At 71.4% G+C, this 19,344-nt stretch carries 15 protein-coding genes; 6 read left to right on the top strand and 9 right to left on the bottom strand.

Translation table 11 applies throughout. The features are described 5' to 3' along the window. Nucleotides 1–63: 63 nt before the first annotated feature. Complete coding sequence (locus tag ACFLIM_RS30550; protein ID WP_393171313.1) at nucleotides 64–1,410, top strand: hypothetical protein; 1,347 nt, start codon at nucleotides 64–66, stop codon at nucleotides 1,408–1,410. Nucleotides 1,411–1,416: 6 nt separating this feature from the next. Here the strand turns inward: ACFLIM_RS30550 and ACFLIM_RS30545 are convergent, their stop codons facing one another. Next, the gene (locus ACFLIM_RS30545) at nucleotides 1,417–3,801 is read right to left on the bottom strand and encodes a helicase-associated domain-containing protein (RefSeq protein ID WP_393171311.1); all 2,385 of its coding nucleotides are present in this window, start codon (nucleotides 3,799–3,801) and stop codon (nucleotides 1,417–1,419) included. Between the two features lie 45 nt (nucleotides 3,802–3,846). On the opposite strand from ACFLIM_RS30545, the gene ACFLIM_RS30540 reads away from it, so the two are divergent. After that, nucleotides 3,847–4,707, top strand: a complete 861-nt coding sequence (locus tag ACFLIM_RS30540; protein ID WP_393171309.1) for a hypothetical protein — start codon at nucleotides 3,847–3,849, stop codon at nucleotides 4,705–4,707. Here the strand turns inward: ACFLIM_RS30540 and ACFLIM_RS30535 are convergent. Next, on the bottom strand, nucleotides 4,700–5,317 hold the full coding sequence (locus ACFLIM_RS30535; RefSeq protein ID WP_393171308.1) for a TetR/AcrR family transcriptional regulator: 618 nt from the start codon (nucleotides 5,315–5,317) through the stop codon (nucleotides 4,700–4,702). The genes ACFLIM_RS30540 and ACFLIM_RS30535 overlap by 8 nt on opposite strands. Nucleotides 5,318–5,351: 34 nt before the next feature. Then, on the bottom strand, nucleotides 5,352–5,747 hold the full coding sequence (locus ACFLIM_RS30530) for a hypothetical protein (protein WP_393171306.1): 396 nt from the start codon (nucleotides 5,745–5,747) through the stop codon (nucleotides 5,352–5,354). A gap of 99 nt (nucleotides 5,748–5,846) precedes the next feature. Between ACFLIM_RS30530 and ACFLIM_RS30525 the strand changes: the two genes are divergently transcribed. After that, complete coding sequence (locus ACFLIM_RS30525) at nucleotides 5,847–6,467, top strand: HAD family hydrolase (protein ID WP_393171304.1); 621 nt, start codon at nucleotides 5,847–5,849, stop codon at nucleotides 6,465–6,467. A gap of 93 nt (nucleotides 6,468–6,560) precedes the next feature. Further along, the gene (locus tag ACFLIM_RS30520; RefSeq protein ID WP_393171302.1) at nucleotides 6,561–6,956 is read left to right on the top strand and encodes a cold-shock protein; all 396 of its coding nucleotides are present in this window, start codon (nucleotides 6,561–6,563) and stop codon (nucleotides 6,954–6,956) included. A 31-nt stretch (nucleotides 6,957–6,987) separates the two neighbouring features. On the opposite strand, the gene ACFLIM_RS30515 is transcribed toward ACFLIM_RS30520, so the two are convergent. After that, nucleotides 6,988–8,505 (bottom strand): MFS transporter, encoded by a 1,518-nt coding sequence (locus ACFLIM_RS30515; protein ID WP_393171301.1) that lies wholly within the window; start codon nucleotides 8,503–8,505, stop codon nucleotides 6,988–6,990. A 125-nt stretch (nucleotides 8,506–8,630) separates the two neighbouring features. Between ACFLIM_RS30515 and ACFLIM_RS30510 the strand changes: the two genes are divergently transcribed. After that, nucleotides 8,631–9,431, top strand: coding sequence for a DUF3027 domain-containing protein (locus ACFLIM_RS30510; protein ID WP_393171299.1), 801 nt, complete (start codon nucleotides 8,631–8,633; stop codon nucleotides 9,429–9,431). A gap of 65 nt (nucleotides 9,432–9,496) precedes the next feature. Further along, complete coding sequence (locus tag ACFLIM_RS30505) at nucleotides 9,497–12,529, top strand: sacsin N-terminal ATP-binding-like domain-containing protein (protein WP_393171297.1); 3,033 nt, start codon at nucleotides 9,497–9,499, stop codon at nucleotides 12,527–12,529. Nucleotides 12,530–12,608: 79 nt separating this feature from the next. Here the strand turns inward: ACFLIM_RS30505 and ACFLIM_RS30500 are convergent, their stop codons facing one another. Genes ACFLIM_RS30500 through ACFLIM_RS30480 form a run of 5 tightly spaced genes read right to left on the bottom strand, consistent with a single transcriptional unit; the run spans nucleotide 12,609 to nucleotide 19,344 of the window. Next, nucleotides 12,609–14,813: a glycosyl hydrolase family 28-related protein gene (locus tag ACFLIM_RS30500; protein ID WP_393171295.1), complete on the bottom strand. Its 2,205-nt coding sequence runs from the start codon at nucleotides 14,811–14,813 to the stop codon at nucleotides 12,609–12,611. A gap of 6 nt (nucleotides 14,814–14,819) precedes the next feature. Continuing rightward, nucleotides 14,820–15,638, bottom strand: a complete 819-nt coding sequence (locus ACFLIM_RS30495; RefSeq protein WP_393171293.1) for a carbohydrate ABC transporter permease — start codon at nucleotides 15,636–15,638, stop codon at nucleotides 14,820–14,822. Then, complete coding sequence (locus ACFLIM_RS30490) at nucleotides 15,628–16,545, bottom strand: carbohydrate ABC transporter permease (protein ID WP_393171291.1); 918 nt, start codon at nucleotides 16,543–16,545, stop codon at nucleotides 15,628–15,630. The genes ACFLIM_RS30495 and ACFLIM_RS30490 overlap by 11 nt, the downstream gene beginning before the upstream one ends. 2 nt (nucleotides 16,546–16,547) lie before the next feature. After that, nucleotides 16,548–17,765 carry an ABC transporter substrate-binding protein gene (locus tag ACFLIM_RS30485; RefSeq protein ID WP_393171289.1) on the bottom strand — a complete coding sequence of 406 codons (1,218 nt, stop codon included), beginning with the start codon at nucleotides 17,763–17,765 and terminating at the stop codon, nucleotides 16,548–16,550. A 10-nt stretch (nucleotides 17,766–17,775) separates the two neighbouring features. Then, nucleotides 17,776–19,344 carry an FAD-dependent oxidoreductase gene (locus ACFLIM_RS30480; protein WP_393171389.1) on the bottom strand — a complete coding sequence of 523 codons (1,569 nt, stop codon included), beginning with the start codon at nucleotides 19,342–19,344 and terminating at the stop codon, nucleotides 17,776–17,778.

Raw genomic sequence — 19,344 nt, 5'->3', positions numbered from 1 at the left:
GAAACTCGTTAGTCAACGATATTTTCTGTAGAAAACTTTCCCCGTTAATCCCGAGGTGACTTCGTGACCGACACGCCTGAACCGGGCGAGATCGACCTCGAAAACATAACGCTCAGTCAGAGCCTCATAACCGTCAAGGACCACGTGCGCGCCGTGGCCGCCCCGGTCACCAGAGACCTGAACCGGCGGGAGGCCGACACCCTCCTGCGCTCCTACCTGGAGCCCGCCTGCTTCCCCGAGGCGGTGCGCCGGCTTTCCATCCGCCACCTGCTGGTGCTCGTGGGCGGGGAGGAGACGGGCAAACGATTAGGCGCGATCGCGCTGCTGTCGCGCATGTCGCTGGCGGAAGGCAGGATCACCGTCCTGTCCCCGGCCGGCACCGCCCCCGAGCTGCTGTCCAGGACCGAGTACGAGCCCGGGAGGGCGTACCTGCTGCACGACTGGATCGCCGAGAGCACCGACCGGATCGAGCTGGTCAACCTGGCTCGCAAGCTGGCCGAGCTGGGCTCGTACCTGGTCATCACCAGAAACGGCGGGCCCTCCCAGGCGTTCGAGGTGGAGCAGCCGTGGGCCGCGCCCGATCCCGGGGAGCTGTTCGACCTGTGCCTCAGCACGTTCGACCTGCGGGCGGGCAGGAGTCCGGAGGAGCTCATCCGCGCCAGGGACCGGGCGCTGACGTCGCGGTCGCCCGCCGAGGTCGTGCGCCTGGCGGCCAGGTCGGTGGCGCCGGGGGACGAGGTGGCCACCTGGTTCGACACCAAGCCGCTGCTGCGGGAGGTGCGGGAGGCGGCCGCGGTGGCGTTCCTGCACGGGCTGGCCGAGCCGGACTTCGAGCGCCAGTTCGCCAGGCTGGAACGCATCTGGCAGGCGCACGAGAAACGCGGGCCCCAGCCGATCGGCGGCCCCCATCCCTTGCTCGCCACGCCCGAGGGCCGGGTCTCCTTCCGCGGACCGCACCACCGCGAGCACGTGCTGGCCGAGCTGGTCGGCCGGTACGGGTTCTGGTTGTGGCAGCCGCTGCGCGAATGGCTCCGGTCGCTGGCGGGGCAGGAACCGCAGGTCCGGGTACGGGTCGCGGAAGGGGTGGCGGCGCTGGCGGCGTACTCGTTCACGGAGGTCCGGCAGGAGATCCTGGAGGTGTGGGCGCGGGGGACGGCTGACGAGCGGGTGGCGGCGGCGATCGTGTTGTCGTACATGTGCGCCGACGACACCCTGGCGCCCGAGGCGCTCAGGCTCGCGCTGGCCTGGGCGGCCGATCCCGGGCAGATCACGGCCACGACGGCGGCCGTGGCGCTGGGCGGCGGGTTGTCCGTCAGGTATCCGGGCGACGCGGTGCGGCAACTGCGGCGGCTGGCGGCCGGCGAAGGTCCCGCGGCCGTCGTGGCCAGGCAGTCGCTGGCGCTGCTCTAGCCGGGGTTACAGCCCGGCCACGCCGGTGATGCGGTGGAGGGCGAAGCGGTGGACGGCGGCCCTGGTCTCGTCGTAGGCCGTCAGGTAGCCGCCCTCCATCCTGGCCGGCTCCAGGATGCGCGAGGTCGCGTTGCCCTGCGAGTCGAGGTAGCCGATCCACACGCGTACGCCCTGCTTGATCGCCTCCTGCAGGGCCGAGATCGTGGTCGTCGCGGGCCCGCGCGGCACGTGGCCGTCGGGTGCGTCGACGGGCTCGCGGCGCGCCAGGTGCGCCGCGTCACCGGCGCGCAGCGCGCGCACGGCCGCCGCCGCGACCCCCGGGTCCAGGCCGTTGGCCGACGATATGGTGCGGGCCGGCGCCAGCCCCTCGGTACGGCGGCTCTCGAGCTGGGAGATGATCACGTCGCCGTCGAGCGACTCGGCGACGGGGGCGTACCCCATCGCCCGCAGCGAGTCGACCAGCGCCGCCCGCGACGAGCGCGACGCGATGACGGTCGGGGCGAGCCGGCGCAGCCGCAGCGCGGCGGAGCGCCGGTCGGCGGTGATCTGGTCGAGGAGTGCGGGGTCGTCGCAGCGGATGTACGCGCTGGCGGTGCCCACGCGGATGCGGCCGTGCCGCCTGGCCACGTCGGTCACCAGGTAGGACAGCGCCTGCGGCATCGGCGTGGCCGAGTGGCGGGCCAGCATCGACACCAGCTCCTCGCCCCCGTGCCCCGCGTCGAGCGCGCGCCGGATCGAGCCTTCGCTGAACCGGTATACCGTGGCCCCGCCCTTCGACTCGACGTCCGCGGTGAGCGTCATCCAGCGGTTGAGCTCGCTCGTGAGCGGCCCCGGCGCGACGGCGGTGAGGTCGGCCTGGAGCAGCACGTGATCGACGGGCTCCGGCAGCAGCGGCGCGAGCGCCTGCGCCGGGTCGGCGCCGTCGAGCAGCGCCCGCCCGTGCGCGGACAGCGCGCCCAGCCCGGTGACGCCGATCTGCTCGGCCTCGCGTAGCGCGAACTCGGTGAGCTGCTCGCGCAACGGTCCCCGGCGGCGGGGCTGCTCCCACGCCAGCCGTTCGAGCACGGAGTCGCGGGTCGGCGCGAGGCCGGGCGCCGCGGCGAGCACGCTCAGGGTGGCCGCCCGCACTCCCGGCGCGGACGCGCGGCGCAGGTCGGTGTGCAGGGCGTTGAGCGGCCTGTCACGCTCGTCCCGCTCGCCGACCAGTCCGGGCACGCGGTCCATCTGCAACCAGGTGGCCGCCAGCGTCACCCACCGGGCGGCGGTGTCCCTGACCCGCCACAGGTCGTAGCCGGAGGTCGGCAGCCACTCGCCGTCCACGCCGCCGCCCGCCGCGACCAGCCCGGCCGCGTGCGCCACCTCGACGACCAGCGCCGCCACCCACTCGGGCAGGTCCAGCTCGGCCGTCGTGCGCTTGAGATCGCGCACGCCCAGCCCGCCGGTACGCAGCACGCCCGGCGGCTCGACGCTCCACCGCTCGCACAACTCCTCGACCGACCTGACGAACGAGAACGCCTGCCCCGCCGCCGTGCGATCGGCCAGCTCGCGGTCGCGCGCGGACCCTTCGAGCGGCGGCGGCACGGCGAGCAGGTCGCGGTGCACCCGGCCGCCGCGCAGGTAGAGGCCGACCTCGCGGGGCAGCGTCACGCTCTCCTCGCCCGTCGCCGCCAGCAGGCCGCGGGCGAGCAGTTCCTCGATGGGCGAACGGGCCGAGGCCACGCGTACCTCGCGCCTGGCGTTGGGCACCCGGCCGGTCGGCGGGCCCCAGACGAGCTGGTCTAGCGCGCCCCTGGCCTCGGCTGAGACGGACTCGACCAGCGCGGCGGGCTCGGCCAGCGCGGCCGTCAGCCGTTCCTTGCCCGACCCCGGGGTGCCCGGGGCGATGTCGTCGGCCAGCTCGTCGAGCTGCTCGGGCGCGTGATGCCGGAACACGTCCACCACCCTGGGCCCGAGCCCGGCCGGGTCCTCCAGCACCTTGCGCACGCCCGGGCCGAGGTCGAGCGCGTCGTCGGGCCCGTAGACCAGCGCCAGGTCCCGCAGCCGGTCGAGCGCCGCCGACAACGCGGGCTCGGGATCGGCACTGGGCGGCCCGGTCTCGGCGTCGCCGGCCGCCAGGGCGCGCTCGGCGTCGCCGCTCGCCAGGGCCGCGCCGATGAGGTCGCGTAGCGCGTCCTTCGTCACCGGCCCGCTCTGCACTGCCAGCGTCTCGACGACGGCGAGCGTGAAACGGTCGAGCCGGTCGAGCGCCCTGCCGATCGCCGAAGGGCTGCCTGCCCGCGACGCCAGGCCCTCCAGATGCGCGGGCACCGGAGTGATCAGCTCGGGGCGCGCGGAGACGAGCGCCCGTAGCTGTTCGTCGGTGCGCCCCCTGATCCACTCCGTGAACTCCATCGATGCCATGGTATGTCCCCCCTGATTGGGGCAGCATTGCTAGACGTGATAGAGCGCGCGGACCAACTGGTGCTGAACTACGTCTCCAAGGCGGCGGACGCGGCCCACGGCGTGCTCAGGGCCGACCAGCGGCTCGACTTCGCCAAGCGGCTGCGGGCCAGGATCGAGGCCGAGCGGCAGGGCAGCCAGAACGCCCGCGAGGTGTCGAAGGTGCTGGCCAGGTTCGGCGATCCGGTGGCGCTGGTCGAGCGCGAGGTCCGCCGGCTGGCCGAGGCGGGCGCCGCCACCAAGCGCGACCCCGCCACGGGCGGTGATCCCGCTGCTTCCAGCGGCAGGCCGCAAGTAGGCGCGGCACCTGGGACACTGCGGTTCCCGGCCATCGTGGACGACCGTGACGTGCCTCCGGGCGTCCAGGCGTACCGGCGGATTGCCCAGGAAAGCCTCGGCGGGCAGGAGGGGCGGGGGCTGCCGTTCGCGGGGTTGCGCAGGGCGGCCATGTCCAGCGCCAACCCGATGGCCACCGGCGGCAGGGACGCCAGGACCATCGTCAAGGACCATCCGCGCGACACCGCCGCGATGGTGATCCTGGTGGTGGCGGCGCTGCTGGTGCCGTTCGACCTGCCGCCGCTGGCGATCTTCGAGATTCCGGTGGTGGTGTGGGCGGTCGGCGCCGTCCTCGTGTTGTTCAGCGAGAGCTGGAATATGCGTGACAGGATCGTCGGGGTCGGCGCGCCGCTGCTCGGCTACTCGGTGGGCGGGGTGCTCATCGGGGGCCTGCGGGTGGGGAGCGAGCCGGGCGTACAGGCGTTCTTCACGCAGTTTTTCGACGTCAGCGGCACGATGTTCATGATCGGGACCGGGCTCGGCGTGGTCTGGCTGGCCTACCGGCTGCTGGACGTCACCTGACGGGTGCCGGGCTGGGGAGCAGGCCGACCGCGAGGCGTACCCAGGCGGCGACGAACTGGTCCTTCTCCGCGTGTCCCGGCAACTCGCCCACGGTCTCCTGGAACAGCCGGTAGTGCACCACCGCGCCCCCGAGCACCGCCGCGATGCCCGCCCAGTCGAGCTTGGCGTCGTCGTACTCGGGCTGCGCCTGGAACCAGGTGACGATCGCGTCGAACATGGGCTGCAGCAGCCCCTCCCGCACCACCGCGACCAGCTCGGGGAACTGGCTCAGGTCGCGGAAGAACACCCGGGTCAGCTCGGATTCCTCGCGCACCTTGGCCAGCCCGGCGCGGCACAGGTGGGACAGCCGCTCCTCCAGATCCACCGCGCCTTCCATGCTGCCCAGCTCGGCCAGGCTCACGGCCACCTGGCTCCGGGTACGGCTGGCGTGCTCGTTGATGGCCGCGGAGAGCACCTCGTACTTGGACTTGAAGTGCCTGTAGAGCCCTCCGGCGCCGGGAGAGAGCCCTGAGGCGGCCTCGATCTCGGCCACGGAAGTGGCGGAGTAGCCCCGCTCGGCGAACAGCCGCAGGGCCTCATCGATGATCCGCTCACGGGTCGATCTGGTCATGTCTGTGCTGATACCTCCATAAGGAGAGTAGTCGTTAGGGAGCGGCGCGCCGGATCAGGCTCGCCAGAGCGGAGCCGAAGATCAGCCAGACGACCGCGGCGAGGCCGTAGTTGACCAGCGTCGTCCACCGCGGGTCCGCGAGCTGGAACAGGTTCGACAGGCCCAGGGACGACCACGAGGCGAGCGACTCGACGAACTGGTACCAGACGTTCGCGGGATTGGCCTTGAACACCGTGAAGACCGCGTACAGCAGCACCACCAGCGCCGCCACCCTGGAGGCGACCTTCACCACGTAGGCCACGGACGCCACGATCCGGCGCCACGCCGTCACCGGTGCGCCGCCCGGCCTGGCGGGCCTGTGCGGGCGGGGCGGGACGGAGGAGGCGACGAGCTGGTCTCCGGCCTGCGGCGGTTTGGGGGTATCGGTCACAGCCGCTCCTCTCCGATAAGTAATTCCTTTCTTCCATTCCTATGCTCCCAGAACAAGGGCCGTTACGCGGGGTAGAGCCGGGTTTGGCATCCTGCACATGTGACAACTTCGGTGGGATTCGACCTTGACATGACATTGGCGGACACGCGGGCGGGCATCGCGGCTGTTTACGAGGAGCTGTCGGTTCGATTGGGAGTGGCCATGGACAGCGAGAAGATCGTCAGCCGGCTGGGGCCGCCGCTGGAGGTCGAGCTGGCCAACTGGCTGCCGGCCGAGGAGATTACGGCGGCCGCCGATCTATATAGGGAGATATATCCGGAAATGGGAGTTCCGGTGCACACGGCCATGGCGGGCGCGCACGACGCGGTCGAGGCCGTACACGCTCGCGGCGGCCGGGTCATCGTGGTGACGGCCAAGAACCTCCGGGACGCGATCGGCACGGTCAAGGTGCTCGGGCTCGGCGTGGACGAGGTGGTCGGCTCGGTTTTCGGTGCCGGCAAGGGTTCGGCACTCGCGCGGTTCGGCGCGGCGGCTTATGTTGGTGACCATGTCGCGGACATCGAGGCGGCACGCGCGGGCGGCGCCGTGAGCGTGACAGTCGCTACCGGCCCCTACACGGTGGGAGAGCTGCGTGATCACGGTGCGGATGTGGCGTTGGGCGACCTGACCGAATTCGCCGCCTGGTTCGCCGGTTGGCGCAAGCATGATGAACTCCGGTAAATGCCCGGCATTTACCCGGTCGCCCTGGCGCGTCGCGGGGCATAACCTACATCCATCCATCCTTCTTTTCGACTGTTTGAACGAGGTCCTCCTGTGCCGAGTGGCAAGGTCAAGTGGTACGACGCCGACAAGGGATTCGGCTTCCTCACCCGCGACGACGGCGGTGAGGTCTTCGTGCATTCATCCGCGCTGCCCACCGGCGCAGGCCCGCTCAAGCCCGGCCAGAAGGTCGAGTTCGGCGTGGCCGAGGGGCGTCGCGGCCAGCAGGCGCTCTCGGTCAGGATCCTGGAGCAGCCGCCCACGCTGGCCAAGCCCAAGCCCAAGGCCAAGCGCAAGAAGCCGGACGAGATGGTGGTCATCGTCGAAGACCTGATCAAGCTGCTCGACGACGTCTCGACCTCCTACCAGCGGGGCAAGCACCCGGACCCGGTGCACGCCAAGAAGATCGCGCAGGTGCTCAGGGCCGTCGCCGACGACCTCGACGCGTAGTCGAAGCCCAGTCGTCGGCTCAGCCGTCCGCTCAGCCGTTCGGGTTGGTCAGGGGTTTGGTCGGGTCGAGCGTGTCCGTCCGCTGCTGGTCGGCGGCGTGCTCGGCTCGTTCCCTGCGCAGCCTGGCCTTGTTCGCGCGCACGCGCCTCCTCCTGGAGACGAGCAGCCAGCCGAGCGCGGCGGTCAGCGCCACGGCCAGTGTGACCAGCCCGGCCACGCTGCTCTGGCTCAGCGACAGCACCAGCCCGACCAGCCCGCCGAACACCCAGGCGAGCTGGAGCACCGCCTCGACCACGCCGAACGTGGACGAGCGCACCTCCTCGCCGATCTCCCGCTGCACGATCGCGTCCAGCGCCAGCTTGCCCAGCTCCTGCGCGAAGGCCGTGATCAGCGAGATCGCCAGCGCGGTCCACAGGCCGAAGAGGATCGCGGTCACGATCCCGGTCACGACGGTCACGGCCAGCGTGACCAGGACGATCAGCTGCGGCGCGTGGTTACGCGTCCAGTTCGCGACCACGGCGCCGACCAGGCCGCCCAGCCCGGCCGCGAGCGCGAGCAGCGCGATGGTCTTGGGGATGTCGAAGAACGGGTCCTGCGCCCACGGCTGCGTCACCGCCAGCCACGGCACCGCCTTGTCCTGCACCAGGAAAAGCAGGAAGAACAGCAGGAAACCGGAGAAGACGCGGATGGCCACGTTCGCCCAGACGGCCTCGGCGACCGCGGGGCCCACCTTGAACAGGGTGCGCCAGCGGGGGGCACCGTCCTCCTCCTCCAGGTCAGGGGAGTCGACGTGCCGCGGCAGGCGTACCGCGACGACGCCGAGCAGCAGGAAGGCCAGCATCGCGATGCGCAGCACCGCCGCGCTGCCCAGCCACGCGGTCAGCCCCGCGCCGACCGGCACCGCCACCCCGGCGGAGATCAGCGTGAACAGCGCCACCCGCGCGTTCGCGGACACCAGGCCGATGTCGGCGGGCAACACGTTCGGCATGATCGCGGCCCGCGACACGTTGTGCGCCTTCGACAACACCAGCACGCCCAGCGCCCCGATGAACAACGTCGGCAGGTCGCCGGGCCCCACGGCGGCGGCCATCGCGAAGCACAGCAGCCCCCGCCCGAACAGCGTGCCCGCCATCACGTAGCGGCGCCCCGACCTGAACTTGTCGAGTATCGGCCCCACGAACGGCGCCAGCAGCGCGAACGGCACCATCGTGATGACCAGGTAGAGAGCCACCGAGCCGCGCGCCTCGCCGACGGGCACGCCGAAGAACACCGTGCTCGCCAGCGCCACCGTGACCATCGCGTCGCTCGCGCTGTTGCCCGCGGACAACTCGATCAGGCGGCCGAGCCCGGTGCGGCCCGCGCCGTTGGCGTACGTGAGCCGGCGGGTCGCTTTGCCGACTTTTTGCGCACCTTTGGCGGTGGCCTTGCTCGCCCGCGCGGTCCCGCTCGCCGTGGCCTTACTGGCGCGCGCTGTCGCGCGGCCCGCGTCGGCGACTCCGCGCCCTACGCGCCGCGAGATCTCGCGTGCTCGCTCCCAGCCACCCTCCACGCTTACCAGTCTTACCCGATTCGGCCGCAGTCTTTGAGCCGGATCCCGGGTTGTGGGCCGTCCAGGTCCGGCCATGGGTGAGAATGAAGTGTGAGCGAACAGCACCTTTCGGCGGAGGCGGCCCGATGAGCCGCACCAGGACCCGCGTCTCCGCTCCCGACCAGGCCTGTGTCGCCGCGGTCGATCTGGCGCGCGCCGCGGCGGAGGAGCTGGCGCGGCCGGGCGAGCCCGGCGAGCACCTCGGCTACGAGGGCGAGGGCGATCGGATCGTCACCCACTACTTCGCCTGCCTCGACCGCGCCTACCGCGGCTGGCGCTGGGCCGTCACCGTCACCCGCGCCTCGCGGGCGAAGAAGGTCACGGTCAGCGAGGCCGTCCTGCTGCCGGGTTCGGGAGCGCTGCTGGCGCCCGAGTGGCTGCCGTGGAGCGAGCGGCTGCGCCCCGGCGACCTCGGCGTGGGCGACCTGCTGCCGACCTCGGAAGACGACGACAGGCTGGCGCCCGGTTTCACCGAGACCGACGACGACACCGACCGCCAGATGGTTTTCGAATACGGCCTGGGCCGAGCCCGTGTGCTCTCGGCCATCGGCAGAGACCGGGCTGCCAGGCGCTGGCACTCGGGCGAGCACGGGCCGCACACTCCGATCGCACACGCCGCGCCCGCGCAGTGCTCCACCTGCGGCTTCTACTGGTTGCTGTCAGGTGAGCTGCGACTGTCGTTCGGGGTCTGCACCAACGAATACGCCCCTGACGACGGCAAGGTCGTCGCCGCCGACCACGGTTGCGGTGCCCATTCGGAGGCCGCGGTCCTGCCGCCACCCGTGGAGCAGGCCATCCCGATCCTCGACGACCTGGGTTACGACCTGATCGAGGAGGAGGCGGGCTCGGTCGACGAATCCGCCTCCGAGGAGCTCGGCCATTCCTGAGTCCGGGTGTCGGTGCGGGCCGCTACCCTACGGTGGCCCCCTACCCTCGACCAGGATCGTGATCGATGACCGCTAGCTTTGGCTGTGACCGGATGCGAGCCGCCGTGCTCGCCGCGTGGACGGCCTCGCCCGCCAGGTTCCGCGAGGACGCCAACGCCGAGGAGGACTTCGCGCTCGGCGGCTACCGCGACCGGCTGATCGTCGAGATCGCGCAGAACGCGGCCGACGCGGCGCTGCGCGCGGGCGTGCCCGGCAAGTTGCGGCTGACGCTCCAGGGCGACGTGCTGACGGCCGCCAACACCGGCGCCCCGCTCGACGCCACGGGCGTGGAGGGCCTGTCGACGCTGCGTGTTTCCGGTAAGCGTGACGAGGTCGGGGCGGCGGGCCGGTTCGGCGTCGGGTTCGCGGCGGTGGTCTCCGTCTGCGACGAGCCCGCCGTCGGCTCGCGTGGGAGCGGCTCGGCGCGATGGTCGCGCGCGGAGACCACGGCGGCGGTGGCCGGCATCCCGGCGCTCGCGGGCGAGCTCGCCGAGCGTTCGGGGCACGTACCGCTGCTCAGGCTGCCGTTCGACGGGCCGCCGCTGGACGTGCCCGCGGGTTTCGACACGCTCGTACGCCTGCCGCTGCGCGACCGGGCCGCCGTCGAGGCGGTCCGGCGGATGCTGGCCGACACCAGCCCCGCGCTGCTGCTCGGCATGCCGGCGCTGGAGACCATCGAGATCGAGCTCGACGGGGCGGCCCGCACCGTGGTCGCCGACGGCTGGCACGTGGTGTCGGAGTCAGGCGTGTTCACGGCCGAGGAAGTGAGCCGGCTCTTCGCCGACCGGCCCACCGAGGAGCGCGCCCGTCCCTTCTGGTCGCTGCGCTGGGCGGTGCCAATGACCGGCACGGGCGAGCCGGGGCCCTTGCCCGAGACCGTGCCGCCCGTCGTGCACGCGCCCACGCCCAGCGACGAGCCGCTCGACCTGCCCGCGCTGCTGATCGCGTCGTTCCCGATGGCCACCGACCGGCGCCATGTCGCCAAGGGGCCGCTGACCGACTTCCTGGTGGAGCGGGTGGCCGACGCCTACATCCGGCTGCTCCAAGAGCTGCCGCGCACGCCCAGGCTGCTCGACCTGGTGCCGTCCCTGATGGGCAAGGGCGAGCTCGACGCCCGGATCCGCCGGGCCGTGCTGGCCAGGCTGCCCGGCACGCCGCTGCTGCCGGCGTTGTCCGCGCCCGCGCCGGCCGTACAGACGCCGTCGTTCGCGGACGCGGAGGTCTACGAGCCCGACGCCGAGTGGCAGGTGGAGCACCCTGCGCGCGAGCCCGAGGGCGACGGCTGGGTGGTCGCGGGCCGGGAGGCGGCCGTGGTGGCCGCCGGTTCGGCGAAGCTGCTCGCGGCCATCGCCGACTTCGTGCCCGGGCTGCTGCCCGCCGGGTGGCCCGCCAGGCATCCCGCCATGGCCGCGCTGGGCGTGCGCAGGGTCGAGCTGGCCGACGTGGTCGATCTCCTGTCGGGCGAGGCCACGGAGGCCCGAGAGCCGTCGTGGTGGCGTTCGCTCTACGAGGTGCTGCCCGCCGACGATCCCGAGTCGCTGGGCGCCCTGCCGGTGCCGCTGACCGACGGCCGGGTGGTGCGCGGGCCGCGTGGCACGCTCATCCTGACCGACGGGGACGCCGGCCTGGACCTCACGCCGCTGGGGTTGCGCATCGTGCATCCGGAGGCGGCCCACCCCGCGCTGCTCAGGCTGGGCGCCGCCGAGGCCACGCCCAGGACGATCCTGGAAGACCCGCTGACCAAGGCCGCCGTCTCGCAGTCGCTCGACAGCTCGGATCCCGAGCCGGTCGCGGCGGCCGTGCTGTCGCTGGTGGGGGCGTCGGGGCTGGTGCCCGGCGAGGCCCCGTGGCTGGCCGAGCTGGCGCTGCGCGGCGCCGACGGCGAGCTCTACCCCGCCGGGGAGCTCATGCTGGCCGACGGGGCGCTGGCCGGGCTGCTGGAGCCGGACACGCACCTCGGGGTGGCCGCGTCGGAGCTGGAGGAGACCTACGGCTCGCGGGTGCTGGCCGCGGCGGGGGTGCTCGACGGGTTCGCGGTGGTGCACGAGTCCGACGTGCTGCTCGACCAGGACGACTGCGACCACGACCTCGACGGCGAGGACGAGTGGCTCGACCACGTGCTCGACCTGCTGCCGGAGCTCGACGTGCCGCCGCTGGTGGCCGAGTTCGCGGCGGTGCGGGACCTGGAGCTGGTGGCCGACTGGCCGGCCGCGCTGGCGCTGCTGACCCGGCCGCCGCTGCGGGCCGCCCTCCATCCGCTGCGCGTGGAGGGTTTGGAAGTGCCCTCCTACACGGCCTGGTGGCTGGCCAACCATCCGGTGCTCGGCGGCCGCAAGCCGCTGGAGCTGCGGCTGCCGGGGGCCGATCCGCTCCTGCAGGGCCTGTACGCCGACGCGCCCGCGGGCCTGGACGAGGCGGCCCTGTCGATGCTGGGTGTCCGCACGACCCTGCCCGAGCTCCTCACGTCCCACGGCGGGCCCGAGGAACTCCTGGACCTGATGGCCGATGCGTCGATCACGGTGGACCGGGCCCAGTTGCGTGCCCTGTGGATCGCCCTGGCCGCCGTGGACCCCTCCCGGGTGGCGCCGCCGTCCTCGGTGCGGGCGGTGCAGGAGGGCTCCATCGTGGTGGCCCCGGCCGACGACGTGGTCGTGGTCGAGGCGCCCGACCTGCTGCAACTGGTCACGGAGCGCCCGCTGGTGCTGGCTCCTTACGACCTGGCGGAGGCGTTGTCGGAGCTGCTGGATCTGCCGCTGGCCGGCGAGCTCGCCTCGGGTGAGGTCACGTCCCAGGGGGCGGTGCGGGAGGTGCCCGCCGAGGTCCGGTCCCTGCTGCCCACCGCGCCAGCGACGTATGTGGAGCACGAGAAGCTGCTGGTGGACGGGGTGGAGTGCGCGTGGCGCTTCTTCGAGGGGGCGGTGCACTGCACGGGGGTGGACGGGCTGGCCAGGGGGCTGGCCTGGGCTACCGGGCAGTGGAACGACCGCCTCGCGGTGGCCGCCCTGCTCCGTGACCCCGATGCGGTTCCCCTGTTGCTGGCGGAGGCCGACCTGACCTGACCCGCCGGGTCCGGCCGCGCTCAGGCGGCGGTTAGCGCCAGCATGCCGAGGCGACGCCTGCTGATCTCGGTCATCCGGCTCACCTGATCTCGACCAGGGTGAACTCGACCTCGGGCACGGTCCGCCCGGTGTCGTGGTCGAGGACGGCCGCGCCCCACTGGGTGAACTCGGGGGTCTTGTCGCGGTAGCCCCGGTTGCCGCGCAGCGTCACCCGCCGGGCGTCGCGCACGCTCACTCCGTACGGGTACGGGCCCAGGACCGTGGCCACGCGGAAGAGCACGGAGTTGGCGAGCAGGATGTCGCGGCTGCGCTCGATCTCGACGGCCTGCGACCGCCAGCCGTAGATGTGGTCCTCGGTCTGCAGGCCCAGGAACCGCCAGCCCGACACCCGGCGCAGCACGACCTCGCGGGTTTCGTGGTGCTCCACGGAGATCTCGTACAGGCGGGCGGGGACGTCGGTGTCCTCGACCAGCAGGCCGTTCTCGGCCCATCCGTTCATGCTCCACACGTTGGCGAACGTGCCGCCGCCGCCGCGTACCCAGATGCCGTACTTGTGCGCTCCCCGATAGGTGTAGCCGGGATCACCTGACGGGGCGTCCGCCGGATGCCACTTGACGAACTGGGTGGTGACGTCGGCCAGGTAGGAGCCCGAGGCGGACTGCCAGAGGAGGTTCACCGCGCCCGCCGTCTGCCGGGCGGTGTCGAAGCCGATGCCCGTGACGATGTTGCGGCCGCCGCGCGGAGTCGACACCAGCGCACGCGGGGAGTCCGGATCGGCGAAGTTGGGGTGCCCGTCGGCGCCGAGCAGCCAGGTCTGCCGCGGATGCAGGCCGATCAGGTTGGAGGCGCGCCGTAGCCGGAGTGTGTCGGTCAGCAGGTATTGTCCGATCGGGACGAAGACCGTGTCGTAGCGGTCCACGGCCGCCTGGAAGACCGCCAGGTCGTCCTCGCCCTTGCCGATGGTGCGGCCCATCCTGGCCGCGACGTCGGTGACGCTGACCCATTCCCGCGTCGGTGGCGGCGGGGGAGTGTCGGTGCTCAGGTTCGCGCGGGTCCGGCTGGTCGGCGCGCCCGGCGCGAGGTCGGCGTACACACCTTCTCGTCTGGACTCGTGGCTGGTCAGGGCCCGTTCGACGCGCAGGCCGTAGGTCAGCTCGCGAATGTGGGCCGACGGCGCCGGGCCGGGGGTGCGCGATCCGGTCTGCGTCAGCAGTAACAGGTCGCGGGTCGCCGAGGCCGTGCAGTTCAGCAGGGTGAGCTGGTTGCTGCGCCGGATCAGGTCGTCGTCCGCGCCGGGCAACTGCTCGCTGTCGTTGAGCACCACGGCGGCGTCGCGGAGGTCGTGGAAGTGGGAGTCCTGGACGTAGAGGTGCTGCCACTGTCCGGGCGCCGACTCGAACGCCCGTGGGGTGTGCGAGACGGCGGCTCTGACGACGACGAGCTTGGCGTCGTTGGACATCGCCACCGCCGCGCGGCGCTGGCCCTCGAACCGGCAGTCGAGCAGCGTGGTCTGCCAGCCGGCCGAGGCGGCGTAGGCGTTCAGGCCGACCTCGCCGCCGCGTACCCGCACGCGATGGATCAGGTTGGCATTGTGGTCGATGCCCGCGCGGCCGTCGCCGGCGTCGATGTCCAGGTCCTGCAGCAGGCAGAGCTGGGCGCCGCCGAACCGTACGGCCACCGCGTCGGGGTTGCCGGGCGCGATCGTGATGTCGAGGTTCACCAGCGCGGAGCCGAACGTGTCGTTGTTCGCGTAGGTGATCGGACCGCCGACCGGGCGCCGGACGAAGGCGAGCACGTCCCGTGCCGTCCCGGACGCGTAGCCGGGCGTGTTCTCACCCAGGACGAGGCGGGGCCGCCGCCGGCCGAAGCCGATCACGCGGACCGAGTCGTGCACCCTGACGGTGGCCGACAGCCGGTAGATGCCCTCCGGGACGAGAACCACGCCGCCGCCGTCACCGTGCGGGAAGTCACGGGCGCCGCCGAGGATGTCGCCGAGCTTGTTCGCGATGCCACGCCGGGAGGCCTCGTCGACGGCGGCCTGCAGCGCCGCCGTGTCGTCACCGACTCCGTCGGCGCGGGTCTCGAAGCCGGGTCCGCCGAGCACCACGGCCTGCGGGTCCGGCGGCGGGGAGGTGAACACCGAGGTGAAGGCCGTCGGGTCCCAGGCGCCCGGGCCGCCCGGCGCCGCCGTCGGGTCCCAGCCGTCAGCGGCGGCGACCTGCGGCAGCAGTGGTAAGGCGGCCACTCCGGCGGCCAGCGAGACGAAACCACGGCGGGAGTACATGGACGATCACCCCTTGAGCCCGGTGTGCGCCAGTCCCTCGATGAACTGGCGCTGGGCGAGGACGAAGACGATCAGGATCGGTACCGCGGTCATGGTGGCGGCGGCGAGCTGGACGTTCCACATGGGACCGCCGTAGGCGTCGACGAACTGGGTGAGCGCCTGCGGCAGTGTGAACATGTCGGGGGTCGACAGGTACACGATCGGCTCCAGGTAGAGGTTCCACGAGTGCAGGAAGGTGAAGATGGCCACCGCCCCGAGCGCCGGTCTGGCCAGCGGGAGAGCGACCTGGTAGAAGGTGCCGAAGCGGCCCAGGCCGTCCACCCTGGCGGCCTCCTCGAGCTCCCCGGGCAGCGTGATGAAGAACTGCCGCATGATGAACGTGGCCAGCACGCTGGGCGCGCCCAGGATCGGCACCACGATCAGCGGCCAGTGGGTGTTGATCAGGCCGAGCGTGTTGAACATCTGGAACAGCGGCACGATGGTCACCTCGCTCGGGATGAGCAGGCCCACCAGCACGACGACGAACAGCACGTTCTGGCCGGGGAAGCGGATGCGGGCGAAGGCGTAGCCGGCCATGGCGGCCACCGCCATCGTGCCGATCGTCACCACCACGGCGATGTAGAGGCTGTTGAAGTACTGCTGCCCGAACGGCTGCAGCGCGAAGACCTGCCGATAGGTGGACAGGTCCCAGGCTCGCGGGAGCAGGGAGAAGTCGAAGATCTCGTTGATCGGCTTCATCGACGTGGTGACCATCCACCAGGTCGGGAAGACGAACGGCACGCAGAGCACGCAGAGCAGCCCGTACAGGATGAGCTTAAGTCTCAAGGAAGACCCACCTCCTGCGCATGCGCCACTGGATGAGTGTCAGGGCCCCGACGATGAGGAACAGCAGCACGGAGATCGTCGCGCCGTAACCGAAGTGATGGAACGGGAAGGCCTGCTGGTAGAGGTAGTAGACCAGCACCGTGGTCGACGTGCCCGGACCGCCCTGGGTGAGCACGGCGATCTGGGCGAACACCTGCAGCGAGCCGACCACCGTGATGATCGAGGTGAGCAGGATCGTGGGGCTGATGAGCGGCACGGTGATCCGGCGGAACCTGGTCCACGCGCCCGCGCCGTCCAGCTGGGCGGCCTCGTAGAGCTGCTTGGGCACACCCTGCAGGGCGGCCAGGAAGAGCACCATGTTGAGGCCGACGTTCTTGATCACCTGGACCACGATCACGGACAACATGGCCGTCCCGGAGCCCCTGAGCCAGTTGGGGCCGCCCCCGAACAGCGCGTTGATGCCGCCGGACGGCTGGAGCAGGAACTGCCAGACGATCGTCCAGGCCACCAGCGACACCAGCACCGGGGAGAAGAACAGCGCCCGGAAGACGACGGTGCCGCGGAGCCGCTGGTTGAGGAGCACGGCGAGCAGCATCGCCAGCGAGAGGTTGAGCGCCACCAGGCCGACGGAGAAGATCGCGGTGGTGCTCAGCGAGTCCCTGAGCTGCTGATCGGCCAGCAGCTTGGCGTAGTTGTCCAGGCCGGTGAACTCGAACGTCCCGGCCAGGACGTTCCACTCGTTGAGGCTGAACCAGCCCACGAGAGCCAGCGGCAGCAGCACGAACAGCAGGCTGCCGACGAGCTGGGGCGCGATGAGCAGATAGCCGACCAGGTAGTCGCGGCGCCTGATGGTCCAGAACCCGGTGGCGGACCGGCGGCTCGCGACCCGCGCGGTGAGCGTGGCCATCCTCACGACCCCAGCAGCGGCTGGATCTTCGTGCACACGCCGTCCAGCACCGTCTTGACGTCCGCTCCGGCTTGCCACATCGGGTCGAGCGCGGCGCGCGCGGTCTGGATGAGCTCCTCCTGGCCCTTGTGGTTGGGCTTGACCACGCCCTTGGCGATGCCGTCGATCACCACCGACTGCAGCTGGTCGGGTTCGACCAGCGGATTGGACTTGGCCAGCGTTTCCACGTTGAGCAGGGAGGATCGGGCGGGCGGGAAGAACTGCGCGAGCTTTGCCGAGTTTGCCGAGTTCGTGAAATATCCGAGGAAGTCAGCCGCGAGGTCGGCCTGAGGTGACTTCTTCACCACGCCGATCCCGGCCTGGCCGATCACCGAATAGTCGCCCACCGGGCCGCTCGGCAGCGGCAGCAACCGCCAGCCGAACTTCGCGTCCTTCAGCAGGCTCGCCCGCGAGATCTGGGTGATGACCATCGCCGCGTCACCGGCGAAGAAGTCGACCGTCGTGCCAGGGCCGGGCAGCGCCTTGTCCGTGAAGATCGACTTGTGCAGGAACGTCATCGCCTCGACCATGGCAGGCTGGTTGAACCCGCAGGTCGTGCCGTCGTCGCTCCACGCCTTGGCGCCCCAGCCGCCCCACAACGACGCCAGGTTGGTCCAGTTCTTGTAGTCCCAGTCGCCCACGACCAGTCCGGCCTTGCCCTTCTTCGCCACCGCCGCGGCCCCGGCCATGGCCTCTTCCCAGGTCCACCCCTTGGCAGGGAGCTTCTGTCCCGCCTCGCGCAGCAGGTCGGTGTTGACGAACACGCCGAACGGCGAGGTGGAGAACGGGTAGGCGTACAGCTCGCCGTCCTTCTCCCAGAGCTTGGTCGCGGCGGGCACGAGCTCCCCGGCGTTCTCGATCCTGCTCTTGAGCGGCGCCAGCGCGCCGGACGTCACGAAGTCGGGCGCCGAGCCTTCGAGGATCCAGGCCAGATCGGGCGCCTTGCCGCCGGCCATCTGCGTGGTGAGCGTGGTGGTGTAGCTCTCCAACGGGATCGACTCGAAGGTGACCTTGGCCTTGGTGTAGCCGGCGGCGATCTCGTTGAACAGCTTCAGATGGGCCTCGTTGGCGGTCCAGATCGACATGCGCAGCGTCGCGGGGCCGGACTGCTGCGCGGGTGGCCCGCCGCTTCCGCAGGCGGTGAGGGTCAGCAGAGCAACAACGGGGATCAATGCCCGCATGATGGTCTCCCTAATAGCCGGTGACATCGGGCCAGCGCAGCTCGACACCCTCCCGGGTGAGCCTGTGCTGGAAGTCGGCGAGGAGGGTCTCGCTCTCTCGTACGGCGTGCGGTGTGGTCTCCCGGTCCAGGCAGAACGCCGCGAGAGCGCCCGCGGCTTCGCCGATGTTCCACTCGACCGGGTGCAGCCGGTATGCGCCGTTGGTGATGTGGGTGGTGCCGATGTTCTTGCAGGCGGGCAGCAGGTTCGTCATCCGCTGCGGCAGCAGCGCGCCCAGCGGGATCTCGAAGGGAGAGCTGGCCACGTCGATGTAGTTGTCGCCGCCGGTCGAGGGGTGCAGGTCGATGCGGTACATGCCGACGCCGACCGAGTCGGGGTAGCCGACCGCGCCTTTGTCCCCGCGTACGGCGAGTGACAGGTCCTGCTCGACCACCGTGTAGAGGGCCCGGATGCGCCGCGACTCGCGGATGTAGGGCGCCTGGGCCAGCCCGTCGGCGCTGCCGGTGATGTCACCCCGCAGCCGCAACCCGGGGAATCCGGCCTCGGTCTGCATCCAGTAGAGCATCGAGCGCGACAGCTCGCGGGCCGCCTTGACGTGCTGCTCCGCGTCGGGCACGTCGATGACCGACCCCTCCAGGTAGTCGATCATCGGCCAGTTCACCAGCGTGATGTCGCTGGCGTAGGCGCCCTCGGCGAAGGTCCTGCGGGCGGCGATCCGCCGGAACGTCCACAGGTTGCCGTCACCCGGGCTGACCCGCTGGTCGGCCTCGACGAGCAGCGGATCGTCGTCGGGGTTGGGGGTGAACGAACGCTCCATGATCTCCAGCGTGCGCGGATGCGGGCACCGCCACGACAGCAGCCGGTCACCCCAGAACGGGGGCTGGTATTCGCGCCAGAAGTCGTACGTCTCCGGCTTGTCGATCGTGTGGTCACCGTCGACGTGGTCGATCGCGAAACAGACCGAGATGGCCTGCATGTTGTCCGGCTGCGCCTCGGCCGGAGCACTGGGCTCGCCCGTCTCCGACTGCGGCTCGAACCCGGTGACGTATTCGGTGCCGGTCAGCGGCAGCAACTCACCGGTCTCGGTCGCGTCCAGGATGTACGGGGCGCTGGCCCACACCTCCTGGCCGTTGCCGCTGAGCCGTACCGCGGTCACCCGATCGCCGTCGCAGACGGCGGCGACCGGCCGGTAGGGCTGCAGCAGCCGCAGCCGCCCGGAGCCCCGGTAGGGGGCCAGCATCGACTCGATCACCGCGACCGCGACGCGCGGCTCGTGGCACAACCGGCTCACATGGCCCCCACCGGGATTCAGCTCCCGCTTGGCCCTGGCCGCTTCCGTGAGCGGGTAATGATCGCGGTAGTACCGGCGAATGCCCTCGCGCAGCGCCCGGTAGCTCGCGGTGACGCCGAACCGCTCCACCCAGGAGTGCTCGTCCGGCGGCACGGCCTGGCTGGTCAGCTGGCCGCCGAGCCAGTCGTACTCCTCGGTGAGGATCACCGTGCGGCCGGCCCGCAGCAGCGCGAGCGCGGCGGCCACGCCGCCCAGCCCGCCACCCACGACGAGCGCGTCGGCCGTCAT

This window comes from Nonomuraea marmarensis (assembly GCF_043197025.1).
GTDB lineage: Bacteria > Actinomycetota > Actinomycetes > Streptosporangiales > Streptosporangiaceae > Nonomuraea > Nonomuraea marmarensis.
This window is presented reverse-complemented; position numbering and strand designations above follow the sequence as displayed.